This window comes from Streptomyces sp. NPDC052042, from assembly GCF_044548345.1.
In the GTDB taxonomy this organism is placed as follows: Bacteria; Actinomycetota; Actinomycetes; order Streptomycetales; family Streptomycetaceae; genus Streptomyces.
Window position 1 is genome coordinate 243,895 of record NZ_JBIUBU010000003.1, and the last position, 15,701, is coordinate 259,595.

Annotated in this window: 11 protein-coding genes; 10 read left to right on the plus strand and 1 reads right to left on the minus strand. The window is 71.6% G+C overall.

Translation table 11 applies throughout. From position 1 onward, the window contains the following. The first annotated feature begins 91 nt into the window (after positions 1-91). The 8 genes from ACIHCL_RS08475 (at position 92) to gatB (ending at position 10,465) form a co-directional block, all read left to right on the plus strand. A complete protein-coding gene (locus ACIHCL_RS08475) occupies positions 92-781 on the plus strand; it encodes an SDR family oxidoreductase (RefSeq protein ID WP_399858502.1) in 690 nt (229 codons plus the stop codon). A gap of 88 nt (positions 782-869) precedes the next feature. After that, complete coding sequence (locus tag ACIHCL_RS08480) at positions 870-1,898, plus strand: methionine synthase (RefSeq protein ID WP_399858505.1); 1,029 nt, start codon at positions 870-872, stop codon at positions 1,896-1,898. Between the two features lie 31 nt (positions 1,899-1,929). After that, complete coding sequence (ligA, locus tag ACIHCL_RS08485) at positions 1,930-4,122, plus strand: NAD-dependent DNA ligase LigA (protein ID WP_399858507.1); 2,193 nt, start codon at positions 1,930-1,932, stop codon at positions 4,120-4,122. A 224-nt stretch (positions 4,123-4,346) separates the two neighbouring features. Next, positions 4,347-6,509: a putative bifunctional diguanylate cyclase/phosphodiesterase gene (locus tag ACIHCL_RS08490; protein WP_399858509.1), complete on the plus strand. Its 2,163-nt coding sequence runs from the start codon at positions 4,347-4,349 to the stop codon at positions 6,507-6,509. A gap of 390 nt (positions 6,510-6,899) precedes the next feature. Continuing rightward, complete coding sequence (gatC, locus tag ACIHCL_RS08495) at positions 6,900-7,196, plus strand: Asp-tRNA(Asn)/Glu-tRNA(Gln) amidotransferase subunit GatC (protein ID WP_399858511.1); 297 nt, start codon at positions 6,900-6,902, stop codon at positions 7,194-7,196. A 5-nt stretch (positions 7,197-7,201) separates the two neighbouring features. Then, positions 7,202-8,704 carry an Asp-tRNA(Asn)/Glu-tRNA(Gln) amidotransferase subunit GatA gene (gene gatA / locus ACIHCL_RS08500; protein WP_399858513.1) on the plus strand — a complete coding sequence of 501 codons (1,503 nt, stop codon included), beginning with the start codon at positions 7,202-7,204 and terminating at the stop codon, positions 8,702-8,704. Further along, on the plus strand, positions 8,701-8,940 hold the full coding sequence (locus tag ACIHCL_RS08505) for a hypothetical protein (protein WP_399858515.1): 240 nt from the start codon (positions 8,701-8,703) through the stop codon (positions 8,938-8,940). Before gatA ends, ACIHCL_RS08505 begins: the two co-directional genes overlap by 4 nt. A 16-nt stretch (positions 8,941-8,956) precedes the next feature. Beyond that, positions 8,957-10,465, plus strand: a complete 1,509-nt coding sequence (gene gatB, locus ACIHCL_RS08510; protein WP_399858518.1) for an Asp-tRNA(Asn)/Glu-tRNA(Gln) amidotransferase subunit GatB — start codon at positions 8,957-8,959, stop codon at positions 10,463-10,465. Between the two features lie 184 nt (positions 10,466-10,649). Here the strand turns inward: gatB and ACIHCL_RS08515 are convergent, their stop codons facing one another. Continuing rightward, positions 10,650-10,850, minus strand: coding sequence for a hypothetical protein (locus ACIHCL_RS08515; RefSeq protein WP_399858521.1), 201 nt, complete (start codon positions 10,848-10,850; stop codon positions 10,650-10,652). A gap of 82 nt (positions 10,851-10,932) precedes the next feature. Here ACIHCL_RS08515 and ACIHCL_RS08520 point away from each other — a divergent pair, with 82 nt between their 5' ends. Beyond that, positions 10,933-13,053, plus strand: coding sequence for a phosphocholine-specific phospholipase C (locus ACIHCL_RS08520; RefSeq protein WP_399858523.1), 2,121 nt, complete (start codon positions 10,933-10,935; stop codon positions 13,051-13,053). A gap of 344 nt (positions 13,054-13,397) precedes the next feature. Next, complete coding sequence (locus ACIHCL_RS08525; protein WP_399858526.1) at positions 13,398-15,653, plus strand: MMPL family transporter; 2,256 nt, start codon at positions 13,398-13,400, stop codon at positions 15,651-15,653. Positions 15,654-15,701 lie beyond the last annotated feature (48 nt).

Sequence of the window (15,701 nt, forward strand, 5' to 3'; positions counted from 1 at the left end):
GTACTAGCCGACGGGGCCGCGAGGTGACGTGGGGCGTTCGGCGACTGGGCGCCGCCGGGCCGCCCGGCGACGTGATGAGATCATGGTCGTCATGCCCACTCATGTCATCACCGGCGCCGGGTCAGGCATCGGCGCCGCCGTCGCCCGTCGTCTCCTGGAGCGCGGTGACGAGGCCGTGCTGCTGGCCCGCGACGCGGCCCGCGCCAAGGAGCTCGCCGAGCTGCACCCCGGTGCCCGTACGCTCGTCGCCGACCTCGGCAACCCGGACCGGCTCTCCTGGGCGTTCTCCCACCAGACGATGCCGGAGCGCGTCGACTCGCTGCTGCACATCGCGGGCGTCGTCGAACTCGGCGCGATCGCCGACCTCACGCCCAAGGCGTGGCACTTCCAGCTCAACGCCAACCTGGTCGCGCCCGCCGAGCTGACCCGGCTCTTCCTGCCGCAGCTGCGGGTCGTCCGGGGCCACGTCCTGTTCGTGAACTCGGGCGCCGGACTCGCCGCGCACGCCGAGTGGGGCGCCTACGCCGCCAGCAAGCACGGCCTGAAGGCGCTCGCCGACTCGCTGCGCCACGAGGAGCACGCGAACGGCGTCCGGGTCACCTCCGTCTACCCGGGGCGCACCACCACCCCCATGCAGGCCAAGGTCCATCAGCAGGAGGGCAAGGAGTACGACCCCTCCCGTTGGATCGACCCGGAATCGGTGGCCACCACGATCCTGATGGCCCTCGACCTGCCGCGCGACGCCGAGGTCAACGACCTCACGGTCCGGCCCGGCCGCTGACCGCCCGGCGCCGCCCGGGCGCCCGCCCGGACCGGGCGGCCGTCCCACCGGACGACCCCATCACCCGGACGGCCCTTAGGCTTCCCACGTGAGCGAGAAGAACAAGTTCGAGGGTTGCCCGGCCACCGGGATCGGTTCCATGCCCGGGGGAGACGCACGGGAGGCGGCGAAGACCGTCACCGGGTCCTTCGGGGACGGCTCGGGGCTGCCCCATCTGGCGGAACTGCCCGCACGCGGGCCCGGCGCGGACATGATCGGGCGGACCACCGGGCTGCTCGTCGACCTGTACGCCCATGTGGAGCCCAGTGGCTGGCGGATCGGCGACCGGCCGGGCCGGGACACCCGGCGGGCCCGCTCCTGGCTCGGCGAGGACCTCGACGCCCTGGAGGAGTTCACCCAGGGGTACGAGGGACCGCTCAAGGTCCAGGCCGTCGGCCCGTGGACGCTGGCCGCCGCACTGGAGCGGCGGGGCGGCGAGGCGGTGCTCGGCGACCCCGGCGCCTGCCGCGACCTGGCGGCCTCCCTGGCGGAGGGGCTTCGCGACCACCTCGCTCAGGTGCGGCGCAGGATTCCCGGCGCCGAGGTGATCCTCCAACTCGACGAACCGTCGCTGACCGGCGTACTGCGCGGGTCGATTAGGACGGCGAGCGGCTACCGCACCCACCGGGCCGTGGACCGGCAGGTGGTGGAAGGCACCCTGCGTGACGTCCTGGCGGCGGCCGGGGACGACGGGGCGACCGTCGTGCACAGCTGCGCCCCCGACGTGCCGTTCGCGCTGCTGCGCAGGGCAGGGGCCGACGGCATCTCGTTCGACTTCTCCTTGCTCACCGAGCGTGAGGAGGAAGTGATCGGGGAGGCGGTCGAGGGCGGGACACAGCTCTTCCTCGGCGTGGTGCCCGGCACCGACCCCGCTTCGGGCGTATTGCCGGATCCGGGCGGTAGCGTCATGGGTGTCAGGACGCTGTGGCGCAGGCTGGGGCTCGCTCCGGGGACGTTGACGCGCTCCGTGGTGATCACCCCGGCGTGCGGGCTGGCGGGCGCCTCGCCCGCGTACGCGCGCGCCGCGCTCGCCCACTGCGCCCGGGCCGCGAGATCACTCGCAGACAACCCTGAGTGACGGGGTGTTGGGGCAACGGGAGGACGAGACCATGGCCGGCGAACAGCGGACGACGGTGCCCGCACAGGCGCGGGAGCGGCACGCGCTTCTGGCCGAGCAGATCGAGGAGCACCGCTTCCGTTACTACGTGAACGACCAGCCGATCGTGAGCGACGCCGAGTTCGACCGGCTGATGCGTGAACTGGAGGGCCTGGAGGAGACGCACCCGCAGCTGCGCACGCCGGATTCGCCGACGCAGAAGGTGGCGGGCCCCTACCAGACGGAGTTCACCTCCGTCGAGCACCGGGAACGGATGCTCTCGCTGGACAATGCCTTCGACGAGGAGGAGCTGGCGGCCTGGGGCGAGCGGATCGACAAGGAGGTCGGCACCGCGAGCCACCACTTCCTGTGCGAGCTGAAGGTCGACGGCCTGGCGGTCAACCTCACGTACGAGCACGGGCGGCTGACCCGTGCCGCGACCCGGGGCGACGGCCGTACCGGCGAGGACATCACCCCCAACATCCGCACGATCGCCGAGATCCCGCACCGGCTGAAGGGCGACCGGATCCCGGCGGTGGTCGAGATCCGCGGCGAGGTCTTCTTCCCGATGCACGCCTTCGAGGAACTCAACGCCCGGCTGGTGGCGGCCGGTGACAAGCCGTTCGCCAATCCGCGCAACGCGGCGGCCGGTTCACTGCGCCAGAAGGATCCGAAGGTCACCTCCACCCGCCCGCTGCACATGGTGGTGCACGGCATCGGCGCCCGCGACGGCTTCGACATCGACTGCCTCTCGCACGCCTACGAGCTGCTGCGCGCCTGGGGACTGCCCACCGCCCGGCACAACAAGGTGGTGGACTCGCTCGACGGGGTGCGGGAGTTCATCGCGTACTACGGCGAGAACCGGCACTCCGTGGAGCACGAGATCGACGGCGTCGTCGTCAAGCTCGACGAGATCCCGCTCCAGGGCCGGCTGGGCACCACCTCGCGCGCCCCGCGTTGGGCGATCGCCTGGAAGTACCCGCCGGAGGAGGTCAACACCAAGCTGGTGAACATCCGGGTCGGTGTCGGCCGCACCGGCCGGGTCACGCCGTACGCGCAGGTCGAGCCGGTCGAGGTGGCGGGCTCCGAGGTCGAGTTCGCCACCCTGCACAACCAGAACGTGGTGAAGGCGAAGGGCGTCCTCATCGGGGACACGGTCGTGCTCCGCAAGGCGGGCGACGTGATCCCGGAGATCCTCGGCCCGGTCGTCGATCTGCGCGACGGCGCCGAGCGGGAGTTCGTGATGCCGACGCACTGCCCGGAGTGCGGTACGGAGCTGAAGCCGATGAAGGAGGCGGACGTCGATCTCCGCTGCCCCAACGCGCGGTCCTGCCCCGCCCAGTTGCGGGAACGGATCTACTACCTCGCGGGCCGCAAGAGCCTCGACATCGACCACTTCGGCTATGTCGCGGCAGCGGCGCTGACGCAGCCCCTGGAACCCGCCGAGCCGCCGCTGCGGGACGAGGGCGACCTCTTCGGGCTGACGGTCGAACAGCTCCTGCCGATCCGTGCCTACGTCCTCGACCAGGACAGTGGACTGCCCAAACGCGATCCGAAGACCGGCGAGGAGAAGACCGCCTGGGTCTTCGCCAACCAGCAGGGCGAACCGAAGAAGAACACCCTCGCCATGCTCGACGCCATCGCCGCGGCCAAGAACGCCCCGCTCGACCGGATCCTCACCGGGCTCTCCATCCGCCATGTGGGCCCGGTCGCGGCGGCGGAGCTGGCCCGCCAGTTCCGCTCCATCGACCGGATCGACGCCGCGACCGAGCAGGAGCTGGTCGAGGCCGACGGGGTCGGGGGGATCATCGCCGCCTCGGTGAAGCAGTGGCTCGCCGAGGACTGGCACCGCGAGATCCTGCGCAAGTGGCGGGAGTCCGGGGTCCGGATGGAGGACGAGGCGGCGGGGGAGGAGACGGGGCCGCGCCCGCTCGAAGGGCTCACCGTCGTCGTCACCGGCACCCTCTCCGCGCACACCAGGGACGGCGCGAAGGAGGCGCTGCAGAGCCGTGGGGCGAAGGTGACGGGCTCCGTGTCGAAGAAGACCTCCTTCGTGGTCGTCGGTGACAACCCCGGTTCGAAGTACGACAAGGCGGTGCAGCTGAAGGTGCCGGTGCTGGACGAGGACGGTTTCGCCGTACTGCTCGAACAGGGTCCGGACGCCGCGCGCGAGGCGGCCGCGCCCGTCGGGGAAGCGACGGAATGAGAAACCGGCGGGCCGGTTCACTCGAACGGCGCCTATCAGCTGCTGACGAAGTGTCGGTTCGCATTCGGGCAAGAGCGGTAGAGCGCTGCCCTTATCGGCCTGTCGCGGCCTACTGTTGAGATGTGCGTCTGCCGTGCCCGGCCACGGAGGGGAATCCGGGGCATGCGAGGCATGGAGCTGAACCATCGGGTGACATGGGCACCGCCGGCTGTGAGAGGGACGGAATGAAACCGACCGAGAGCACCGCGCCGGTGTCGCGGCTGCAGGGTTTCGTCGGCCTCACGCCCAAAGCGGGCGCCGTTGTCGTGGCGATCGCCTTCGTGCTGATCGCGACCGGTTTCTACCGGGCTCTGAGCGAAGGGCGCGCACTCTTTCCCGGCGGCGAGGTCGGCTGGTCCCTCGCCGTGCTCGTCGGTGTCGTCGTCGGCCATCTGGTGGCGCTCGGACGCGACCGGTGGCCGGGCAGCTCCGGTTCGGGGGCTGCCCTCACGCTCGCCGTGCTGCTGCTCTACGGCTGGGTTCCCGCCGGGCTGGTGAGCCTGGTCGTCGTCGTGCTCGTCGGAGTGGCCCGCAGACAGCGCCGCTGGCAGGGGCTGCTGCACGGAGCCGCGGACATTCTCGGAGTGGGTGCGGCGGGCCTGGTCCTGGCCGCGTTCGGTGGCGCCCAGACCGTCGAAACGCCCTGGCAGCCACTCGACTGGGGCATCGCCGCCGTCCCCGAGGTGCTGCTGGCAGCCTCCGCCTATCTGCTGGTCACCCGGTTCCTGCTGTGGTACGTGGGTGCCCCGCAGGGCGGTGGGCTGCCGGACGTCGACCGCACCGCCCTGCTCCGGCAGGGTCTGGTCGTGGTGGCGCTGCTCGGTATCGCGCCGCTGATCTGCGTCGTCGCGATGACCATGCCCGTCCTCCTGCCCCTGTTCGCGGTCCCGCTCATCGCCCTGGACTCCACCCTCTGGATCGCCCACGCCCGGGCCGAGGAGCAACTGCGCGACCCGCTGACCGGTCTGCCCAACCGGCAGTGGCTGCTCGAACGCATCTGGACGGCCCTGGAGGACGCCGAGGCCGTCGGGGCCCGGTCCGCTCTCGTCCTGATCGACCTCGACCGCTTCCGCGCGGTCAATGACACCCTCGGCCATCTGGCGGGGGACCGCCTGCTGCTCCAGATAGCCGAACGGCTCACGCTCGCGCTCCCGCGCGGGGCGGAGGCCGCGCGGCTCGGGGGCGACGAGTTCGCCGTGCTCCTGCCGACCACGGACTCCACCACGAGCGCCCAGCGCGTCGCCCGCCACCTGGTCGCGGCGCTCTCCTCCCCGCTGGACCTGGACGGTCTGACCCTGGTGCTGGAGGCCAGCGCCGGGGTCGCCGTCCATCCGGACCACGCACCGGACGCCGAAGGGCTGCTCCGGCGGGCGGACGTGGCGATGTACCAGGCCAAGCGCGACCGCACGGGCGTCGAGGTGTACGAGTCGAAGCGGGACAGCAACACCCCGGACCGGCTCGGGCTCCTCGGTGACCTGCGGCGGGCGCTGGACGCCGGTGAGGTGGAGCTCCACTACCAGCCGAAGGTCCGGTTCGACGGCCAGGTGGCCGGTCTGGAGGCGCTGGTGCGCTGGGTGCACCCGGAGCGCGGGCGGGTTCCGCCGGACGAGTTCATCGCCATCGCGGAGTCGTCCGGCCTCATGCCGCACCTCACGGAGTACGTCCTGGAGACGGCGCTGGCGCAGGTGGCCCGGTGGCGGGCGCAGGGACTGTTCGTCCCGGTCGCGGTCAACGTCTCGCCGCGCGACGTCCACACCCCCGGATTCGCGGGCAGTGTCGCGGCCCGGCTCGCCCGGCACGGTGTCCCGGCCGGTGCGCTCCAGCTGGAGATCACGGAGCACGTGCTGCTGGAGGACCCGCAGCGCGCCGCCGACACCATGGCCGGACTCACGGGGCACGGTGTGAAGATGTCCCTCGACGACTTCGGCACGGGCTACTCCTCGCTGGTCCATCTGCGGCGGCTGCCGGTCAGCGAGCTGAAGATCGACCGGTCGTTCGTGGCCCGGCTGGCCGTCGACAACGAGGACGCGGAGATCGTCCGCTGCACCATCGACCTGGCGCATTCGTTGGGTCTGCTGGTGGTCGCGGAGGGCGTCGAGGACGACCGGACCTGGGAGCGACTGCGCGACCTGCGCTGCGATGCCGTGCAGGGCTGGCTGGTCGCCGCAGCGATGCCGCCGCAGGAGATGACGGCGTGGCTCCGGGCGCGGGGCGAGCACGGATGGCGGCGGCCGGCCGAGCTCGCGGCGGCGGCAGCGGCGGCCGCTGCCGCCGCCGCTGCCAAGACCCCGGAGCTGGAGCAGCGGCCTCCGGGAAGGCCGGTCGACTCCCGGCCCGCGACGACCTGACCGCGCGCCGCGCGGCCCGCGACGGCGCCGTGACGCACCTCGCGGACCGCGACGCGGGCGGGGATGCGCGGCGTGGCGGTGCGCGGCGACCGGTACGGACACACCGGTACGCACCGGGGCGCGGTGCCTGGCGAAGCGGCCCGGTGCGCACGTCCCGCATCCCCACCACCTACGAGGGACACCGGCCGCGGCGCGGTGCGGCAGGCCGGATCCCCCGCCACCGGCCCCGTCCCCGCGTCCCCGCCCCACCGGCCGCATCCCCGTCCGCGTCGGCCGTGCCCTTTCCCCATCAGCCGCCCGACCAGGGCGTTCACCCGGGTGGCGGGACCGGTCGCGGCCGACACCATAGGATTGGGCCAAAACCGCACACCAACCCCTGAGGATCGCTGCATGCCTGGCATCACGCGCGAGGAGGTCGCCCACCTCGCCCGGCTGGCGCGTCTGGAGCTGAAGGGCGAAGAGCTCGCTCACTTCGCCGGTCAGCTCGACGACATCATCGGCGCGGTCGCCCGCGTCTCCGAGGTCGCCGACCAAGACGTACCGCCGACCTCCCACCCGCTGCCGCTGACCAACGTCATGCGCGCGGACGAGGTCCGTCCGTCGCTCACCCCCGAGCAGGCGCTCTTTGGCGCCCCGGCCCAGGAGCAGCAGCGTTTCAAGGTGCCGCAGATCCTGGGGGAGGACTGAAAGCCATGACGGACAACAGCACCATCATCAAGCTCACCGCCGCCGAGATCGCCGAGAAGATCGCCTCCGGCGAACTCACCGCCGTCGAGGTCACCGAGGCGCACCTGGCCCGGATCGAAGCGGTCGACGAGAAGGTCCACGCCTTCCTGCACGTCGACCGCGAGGGTGCGCTCGCGCAGGCCCGTGCCGTCGACGCGAAGCGGGCGGCGGGCGAGAAGCTGGGCCCGCTGGCCGGCGTCCCGCTCGCGCTCAAGGACATCTTCACCACCGAGGGCATCCCGACCACCGTCGGCTCCAAGATCCTCGAAGGCTGGATCCCGCCGTACGACGCGACCCTCACCAAGAAGCTGAAGGACGCAGACGTCGTCATCCTCGGCAAGACCAACATGGACGAGTTCGCCATGGGGTCCTCCACCGAGAACAGCGCCTACGGCCCGACGGGCAACCCCTGGGACCTCACCCGCATCCCGGGCGGCTCCGGCGGTGGCTCCTCGGCGGCGCTCGCCGCGTACGAGGCCCCGCTCGCCATCGGCACGGACACCGGCGGCTCGATCCGCCAGCCCGCGTCCGTCACCGGTACCGTCGGGGTCAAGCCCACCTACGGCGGCGTCTCCCGCTACGGCATGGTGGCCTTCTCCAGCTCCCTCGACCAGGGCGGTCCCTGCGCCCGTACGGTCCTGGACGCGGCGCTGCTGCACGAGGTGATCGGCGGCCACGACCCGATGGACTCGACGTCCATCGACGCCCCCGTCCCGCCGGTCGTCGAGGCCGCGCGCAACGGCAGCGTCGAGGGCATGCGCGTCGGCGTCGTCAAGCAGTTCTCCGGTGAGGGCTACCAGGCCGGGGTCGTCCAGCGCTTCAACGAGTCGGTCGAGCTGCTGAAGTCGCTGGGCGCCACGATCGTCGAGCTGGACTGCCCGTCGTTCGACCTCGCCCTCTCGGCGTACTACCTGATCGCGCCGTCCGAGTGCTCCTCCAACCTGGCCCGCTTCGACGCCATGCGCTACGGCCTGCGGGTCGGCGACGACGGCACGAAGTCGGCCGAGGAGGTCACCGCGCTCACCCGCGAGGCCGGCTTCGGTGACGAGGTCAAGCGCCGCGTCATCCTCGGCACGTACGCGCTCAGCTCCGGCTACTACGACGCGTACTACGGCTCCGCGCAGAAGGTCCGCACCCTGATCACCCGGGACTTCGAGCGGGCGTTCGAGCAGGTCGACGTCATCGTCTCCCCGACGACGCCCACCACCGCCTTCCCGATCGGCGAGCGTGCCGACGACCCGATGGCGATGTACCTCGCGGATCTCTGCACCATCCCGACCAACCTCGCCGGCAACGCCGCCATGTCGCTCCCCTGCGGCCTGGCGCCGGAGGACGGCCTGCCCGTCGGTCTGCAGATCATCGCCCCCGCCATGAAGGACGACCGTCTGTACAAGGTCGGTGCCGCCGTCGAGGCGGCCTTCGTGGAAAAGTGGGGGCACCCGCTGCTGGAGGAGGCTCCGTCACTGTGAGCGCACTGAGCAAGGCCAAGGGCTTCAAGAAGTCCAAGACCGGTACGTACCTGTCCATCGGCACCACCGCCTTCGGGGCGCTCGGTGTCATCCGGCAGGCCAAGCAGGCCCGCTCCGAGCACGACACGCTCCGGCTGGTCGACGCCGTCGTCTCCGCCGCCGCCATCGCCACCGGTATCGCCCTGCTGCTGCGCGAACTCAAGCGCATCGGCGACGACGACGTACTGCTGGGCTGAGAGGGAAAGTTTCACCGTGACTGTCACCGACCTGGTGTCGTACGAGGACGCCCTCGCGTCCTACGACCCCGTCATGGGCCTGGAAGTCCATGTCGAGCTCGGCACCAAGACCAAGATGTTCTGCGGCTGCTCGACCGAGCTGAAGCAGGACGCCAACTCCCAGACCTGCCCGGTCTGCCTCGGACTGCCCGGCGCGCTGCCGGTCGTCAACGAGATCGGCGTGGAGTCCGCCATCAAGATCGGTCTCGCGCTCAACTGCGAGATCGCCGAGTGGTGCCGCTTCGCCCGGAAGAACTACTTCTATCCGGACATGCCGAAGAACTTCCAGACCTCCCAGTACGACGAGCCGATCGCCTACAACGGCTATCTGGACGTCCAACTGGAGGACGGCGAGGTCTTCCGGGTGCACATCGAGCGCGCCCACATGGAGGAGGACACCGGCAAGTCGACCCACGTCGGCGGCGCCACCGGCCGTATCCACGGCGCGTCCCACTCCCTGCTGGACTACAACCGGGCCGGCATCCCGCTCATCGAGATCGTCACCAAGCCGATCGAGGGCGCGGGCGCACGTGCCCCCGAGGTCGCCAAGGCGTACGTCGCCGAGCTCCGCGAGCTCATCAAGGCGCTCGGCGTCTCGGAGGCCCGGATGGAGATGGGCCAGATGCGCTGCGACGTCAACCTGTCGCTGCGCCCGCAGGGCACCGAGACGTTCGGCACGCGTTCCGAGACGAAGAACGTGAACTCGCTGCGTTCCGTCGAGCGCTCCGTCCGCTTCGAGATCCAGCGTCACGCCGCGGTGCTGGGCGCGGGCGGCACCGTCGTGCAGGAGACCCGGCACTTCCACGAGGAGGACGGCTCGACCACGTCCGGCCGCATCAAGGACAACGCCGAGGACTACCGCTACTTCCCCGAGCCCGACCTGGTGCCGGTCGCCCCCGCCCGCGCGTGGGTCGAGGAGCTCCGGGGCGGCCTCCCCGAGCTGCCTCGGGTGCGCCGCAACCGGCTCAAGGAGGAGTGGGGTGTCTCCGAGCACGACATGCAGTCCATCCTCAACGCGGGCGCGGTCGACCTGATCGTCGCCACGACCGAGGCGGGCGCCCCCTCGGACCAGGCCCGCAAGTGGTGGATGGGCGAGCTGGCCCGCAACGCCAACGAGACCGGCCGCGGCCTCGACGAGCTGCCGATCACCCCGGCGCAGGTCGCCCGGGTGGCCGAGCTCGTGGCCTCCGGCGACCTCAACGACAAGCTGGCCCGCCAGGTGATCGACGGCGTCCTCGCCGGTGAGGGCGACCCGGACACCGTCGTCGAGAAGCGCGGCCTGAAGGTCGTCTCCGACGAGGGCGCGCTGGGCGCGGCCGTGGACGAGGCCATCGCCGCCAACGGCGCCATCGCGGACAAGATCCGCGGCGGCAAGATCGCGGCGGCGGGCGCGCTCGTCGGCGCGGTCATGAAGGCCACCCGCGGCCAGGCGGACGCGGCCCGGGTGCGCGAGCTGATCCTGGAGAAGCTCGGCGTCCAGGGCTGACCCGCCGCCGCGGGGGCGTTTTCCGTCCCCGCGCGGGGTGGTCCCCGTACGTTCCCGAAGGGGCGGTGCACTCGTGAGCCGGGTGCACCGCCCCTTCAGCCGTCTCAACCGTCCCTTCGACCGTGTGACCCGCCTCGACCGTGCGACCCGCTCATTCAGCCGTCTCACCCGCCCGCCTCACCCGTCAGGGAAGTCCGCAGTGCTCTGGCGCCGCACCCAGGAGCGACCCGTCCCACCGTCGTGAGTGGATGGTCGGCCGCCCGGGCTCGTGGTTCGAGTCGTCGTCGATGCCCGCGATCAGCTCGAAGGCGATCCAGGCCCGCCCGAGGCCGAACTCCGTGCACGGCCCGGCTTGGACTTTCCGGCCGACGTGTTGGACGTTCACCACCGAGCCGTGCGGAGTCCTTCCCGAGGCCACCTCGCGTGATTACGTTCCCGGCCGTACGGACGGGACTCGGGAGGCTCACTTGACCACGGACATCTCACGGCGACGGCTCTTCGCACTCAGCGGCGGTGCGCTCGGCGCCGCGGCGGCGGGGTCGCTGCTGCCGCCGTCGCTGCAGGCCGCGATGGCCGCGCAGCCGGAGCGCCCGGCCGGGTCGCGCGGCGGGCTCGGAGACATCAAGCACGTGGTGATCCTGATGCAGGAGAACCGTTCCTTCGACCATTACTTCGGAACGCTCCGGGGCGTGCGCGGCTTCGGCGACCGCAACGCCATCGAGCTGCCCTCCGGCAGGCCGGTCTTCGAGCAGCCCGCCCCGCTCGGGGCGTCCGTGCTGCCGTTCCCGGTGCGGGGCGCCGCCGAGACCCAGAAGAAGGACCTCCAGTACATCGGCGCGCTCGACCACTCCTGGAGCGGTGGCGCCACGGCGTGGGCCGGCGGCTGGATGGACGGCTGGGTGAGCGCCAAGACGGCCGCCACCATGGCGTACTACGACCGCCGCGACATCCCGCTGCACTACGAACTGGCCGACACCTTCACGGTCTGCGACGCGTACCACTCCTCGATCCACTCCTCGACCAGCCCCAACCGCAACCACCTCTGGAGCGGGAAGACGGGCTACGAGCCGAACGGCAAGCGGGCCGTCGGCAACGACGCGTACGACGAGGGCACGCACCCCGGATACGACTGGGGCACGTACGCGGAGCGGCTGGAGAAGGCGGGCCGCACCTGGCGCACGTACACCGAGTGGGAGAACTTCACCGACAACCAGATCGAGTTCTTCGCCACCTTCAAGGCCATCGCCCGCAAGGCGCTGGCGCGGACCGGCGGCCACATGTACATGGAGTCGTTCTACTCGGCGGTCCGGGAGGCGGACGCGGCCGAGCGGGAGCGGCTGCTGGGCCAGCTCGATGAAGGCGTCGCCACCCTGGACAGGAACGAGCGCAGCCTCTTCGACCGCGGGCTGCGCCGGGTGGAGACCGGAAAGCTGGCCGACGCATTCGCCGAGGACGTGGCGGCGGGCACTCTGCCCGAGGTCTCCTACCTGGTCCCCTCGGCCGTCGACTCGGAACACCCGAGCGTCTCCTCGCCGGTGCACAGCGCGACGATCGTCTACAAGGTCCTGGACGCGCTGGGCAGGCACCCCGAGGTGTGGCGCCACACCGCCGTCCTCATCAACTACGACGAGAACGACGGCTTCTTCGACCATGTGCCGCCGCCGGTCGCGCCGCCCGAGGTGGCGGAGGAGCGGTGGGAGGGCAAGCCGACCGGCCTCGGGATGCGGGTGCCGCTGCTCGTCGTCTCGCCGTGGACCGTGGGCGGCTACGTCTGCTCGGAGGTCTTCGACCACACCTCCGTGATCCGCTTCCTGGAGCGCTGGACCGGGGTGGAGGAGCCGAACATCGGCGCCTGGCGGCGCACCGTCACCGGCGACCTGACCTCGGCCTTCGACTTCAACCGCGCGCGGCGGCGACCCGACGTGGAGCAGCCGGGCGACATCCCGCCGTTCAGCGGACGCTGGGCGCCGAGGCCACCGCTCGTCCAGCACATGCCGGAGCAGGAGCCGGGGGTGCGCCCGGCCCGTGCGCTGCCGTACCAGCCGGACGCCCAGGCCGGGCTGGCGGGTGGCGAGGTGCGGGTGACCCTCGGCAACACGGGCCGCTCCTCCGCGCACTTCGTGCTCTACCCGTACGCGGGCGAGTTCCCCGTACCGCAGCACCGCGACGTGAAGGGCACAGCGCAGTGGGCGGTGCCCGTCAACGGCTCGGTGTACCGGTTCACGGTGACGGGGCCGAACGGCTTCCGACGCGAGTTCGCCGGGCCCGCGGAGGGCGGGGCCACCGCCGGGGCCGAGGTGGCCTCGCGGATCGACGCGCACGAGCGGGATCTGCATCTCACCCTGCGCAACGACGGGCGGACGGCGCTCACCTTCACCGTGCGGCCGCTGGGATACGTCGACGAGGCGGACCTGCGCGACTGGACCAGGACGGTCAAGGTCAAGCCGGGGCGCAGCCGCGCGGTGGTGCACTCGGCGGCGGACGCGCACGGCTGGTACGACCTGGAGGTCACGGTCGACGGGGAGGGCGGCTTCCGCCGCCGGCTCATGGGGCACATCGAGAACGGCCGGGCGAGCGTCTCCGGCTGACGGCCGGGACCCGTCGGGCGGCGAGCGTGGCTCCTGGTTCGCACAGGTCCTGGGCGTGGTGGCGCAGACGGTCCGGACCGCGCGTTCTGCGATCGCGACGGCCCTGATGACCCGACGCCGTGGCCAGCGGGACCGTGTGAGCCAGGACATTGTGAGCATGGCCACGAATGGGACAAAGGATCACTTTCGGCTGCGAGAGTGGCGGTATCCAGGTCACGCGTTCTTCGCGGGTTCTCCATGCCTCGTTCCACCGTGCGTCACCCCGTCGCGGTGGCGCGGGGCGATGAGCCATGGGCCGGGAGAAAGCTGCGAACCGTCCGCGAAACCGTCAGGGAGCCCGTCAGGTGGCCGCCATTGCCCGTTGGTGCATCAGGCACCGCCTCGTCGTCGTTCTCTTCTGGCTTCTCTCCCTCGGCGGCGCCGCCACCGCGGCGGGCCTCGCCGGTTCCGCGTACTCCGACCAGTACGACGTGCCCGGCACGGAGGCGGGCCGGGCCGCCGAACTCCTGAAGGACGGCTTCACGGATCTCGGCGGGGACAGCGACACCATCGTCTGGCACACCACCGACTCCACCGTCCGGGCCACCGATGTCCGGCAGACCATGACCCGCACCCTGCACGCGGTCGAGGAGCTTCCCGGTGTCGGCGCCGTCACCGGGCCGTACGGGGCGGCCGGAGCCGGACAGATCAGCGGGGACGGGCACACCGCCTACGCCACCGTCACCTTCGACCGGCCCTCCGACGAGATCTCCACGCACCAGGCGCAGGCCCTCGTGGACACGGCGAAGGCGGCCGAGTCCGCCCATCTCCAGGTGGAACTGGGCGGACCGGCCGTCGCCCTCACCGAAGCGCCCGGCGTCCACTTCGGCGAGGCCGTCGGGATCGTCGTCGCGGCCGTCGTCCTGTTCCTCGCCTTCGGCTCCCTCGCCGCCAGCATGCTGCCCATCGCCACCGCCCTCGTCTCCGTCGGCACGGCGTACGCCGGCATCGTGCTGCTGGGCCATGTGATGACCGTCGCCGACTTCGCCCCGATGCTGGGCATGCTGATCGGGCTCGGCGTCGGCATCGACTACGCGCTCTTCATCGTCACCCGGCACCGCACCGGTCTGCGCCAGGGCATGCCGGTCGCCGAGGCCGCGCGGAAGGCCGTCGTGACCACCGGCCGGGCCGTCGTCTTCGCCGGGGCCACCGTCTGCGTCGCGCTGCTCGGCATGCTCGTGCTGCGGCTCGACTTCCTCAACGGTGTGGCGATCGCGGCCTCGCTCACCGTCGTGCTGACCGTGGCCGCGTCCGTGACCCTGCTGCCCGCCCTGCTGTCCTTCATCGGCATGCGGGCGCTCAGCCGCCGTGAACGCGTCGCTCTGGCGGAACACGGGCCGCGCCCCGAACACCCCACCGGGTTCGCCGCCCGCTGGTCGGCGTTGGTCGAGCGCCGCCCCAGACTGCTGGGCGCGGTCGCCGCCGTGGTGATGCTGGTGCTGGCCCTGCCCGCGTTCTCCCTGCATCCGGGCACCTCCGACCAGGGCAACAACCCGGCCTCGTCGACCACCAGGCGGGCGTACGACCTGATGGCCGAGGGCTTCGGGCCCGGCGTCAACGGCCCGTTGACGATCGTGGCGCAGCTCGACGGCGCCGGGGACCGGCTCGCGATGGACGGCCTGCCGACCGTGCTGCGGGCCACCGAGGGCGTGGCCTCGGTCGGCCCGGTCACGTACAACGGCAGCGGCGGTACCGCCTTCGTCAGCGTCGTACCGACCTCGTCACCGCAGTCGCGGGACACCAGTGACCTCGTCGACCGGCTGCGCGCGGACGTCCTCCCGAAGGCCGAGGCGAACACCTCGCTCCGGGCCCATGTGGGCGGGATGACGGCCGGGTACGACGACTTCGCCCGGACCATCATGGGCAAGCTCCCGCTCTTCGTCGCCGCGGTCATCGGACTCGGCTGTCTGCTCCTGCTGCTGGCCTTCCGGTCGATCGGCATTCCCGCGAAGGCCGCCCTGATGAACATCGCCGCCGTCGCCTCCTCGTTCGGGATCGTCGTGGCGGTCTTCCAGTGGGGATGGGGGAGCGAACTGCTCGGACTGGGCGGCCCGGGACCGATCGAGCCGTTCCTGCCGGTGATCATGGTGTCCGTGCTCTTCGGGCTCTCCATGGACTACCAGGTGTTCCTGGTGGGGCGCATGTACGAGGAGTGGCTGGAGACCGGTGACAACCGGCGCGCGGTACGGGTCGGTCTCGCCGAGACCGGGCGGGTGATCAACTCCGCTGCCGTGATCATGATTTCGGTCTTTCTCGCGTTCGTCCTCAGCGGTGACCGGGTCATCGCCATGTTCGGGATCGGGCTGGCCGCGGCCGTGGCCCTCGATGCCTTCGTCCTGCGTACGCTGCTCGTCCCGGCCCTGATGCATCTGCTGGGCGGCGCGAACTGGTGGCTGCCGCGCCGACTGGACCGATGGCTGCCCAGGATCAGCATCGAGGCCCCGGAGCGCGGTGCGGAACATGTGCAGATCGCGCGAGAAGCGCGCGGGGCGTCGGCGGACGGAACGCCGGAACCGGTCGGGGCCGCGCACACGGTGGAGACGTTTCGAGACGGAGCGTGATGTTCACGGTCCCCCTGGGGGACGGCGGAGCGGAACTGCGCCCGCCGC

What these genes read in the sequence shown, in the direction of transcription:
- ACIHCL_RS08475 (WP_399858502.1), top strand. Translation starts at nt 92, where the DNA reads ATGCCCACTCATGTCATCACCGGCGCCGGGTCAGGCATCGGCGCCGCC.
- ligA (WP_399858507.1), top strand. Translation starts at nt 1,930, where the DNA reads ATGGCCGGCGAACAGCGGACGACGGTGCCCGCACAGGCGCGGGAGCGG.
- ACIHCL_RS08490 (WP_399858509.1), top strand. Translation starts at nt 4,347, where the DNA reads ATGAAACCGACCGAGAGCACCGCGCCGGTGTCGCGGCTGCAGGGTTTC.
- gatC (WP_399858511.1), top strand. Translation starts at nt 6,900, where the DNA reads ATGCCTGGCATCACGCGCGAGGAGGTCGCCCACCTCGCCCGGCTGGCG.
- gatA (WP_399858513.1), top strand. Translation starts at nt 7,202, where the DNA reads ATGACGGACAACAGCACCATCATCAAGCTCACCGCCGCCGAGATCGCC.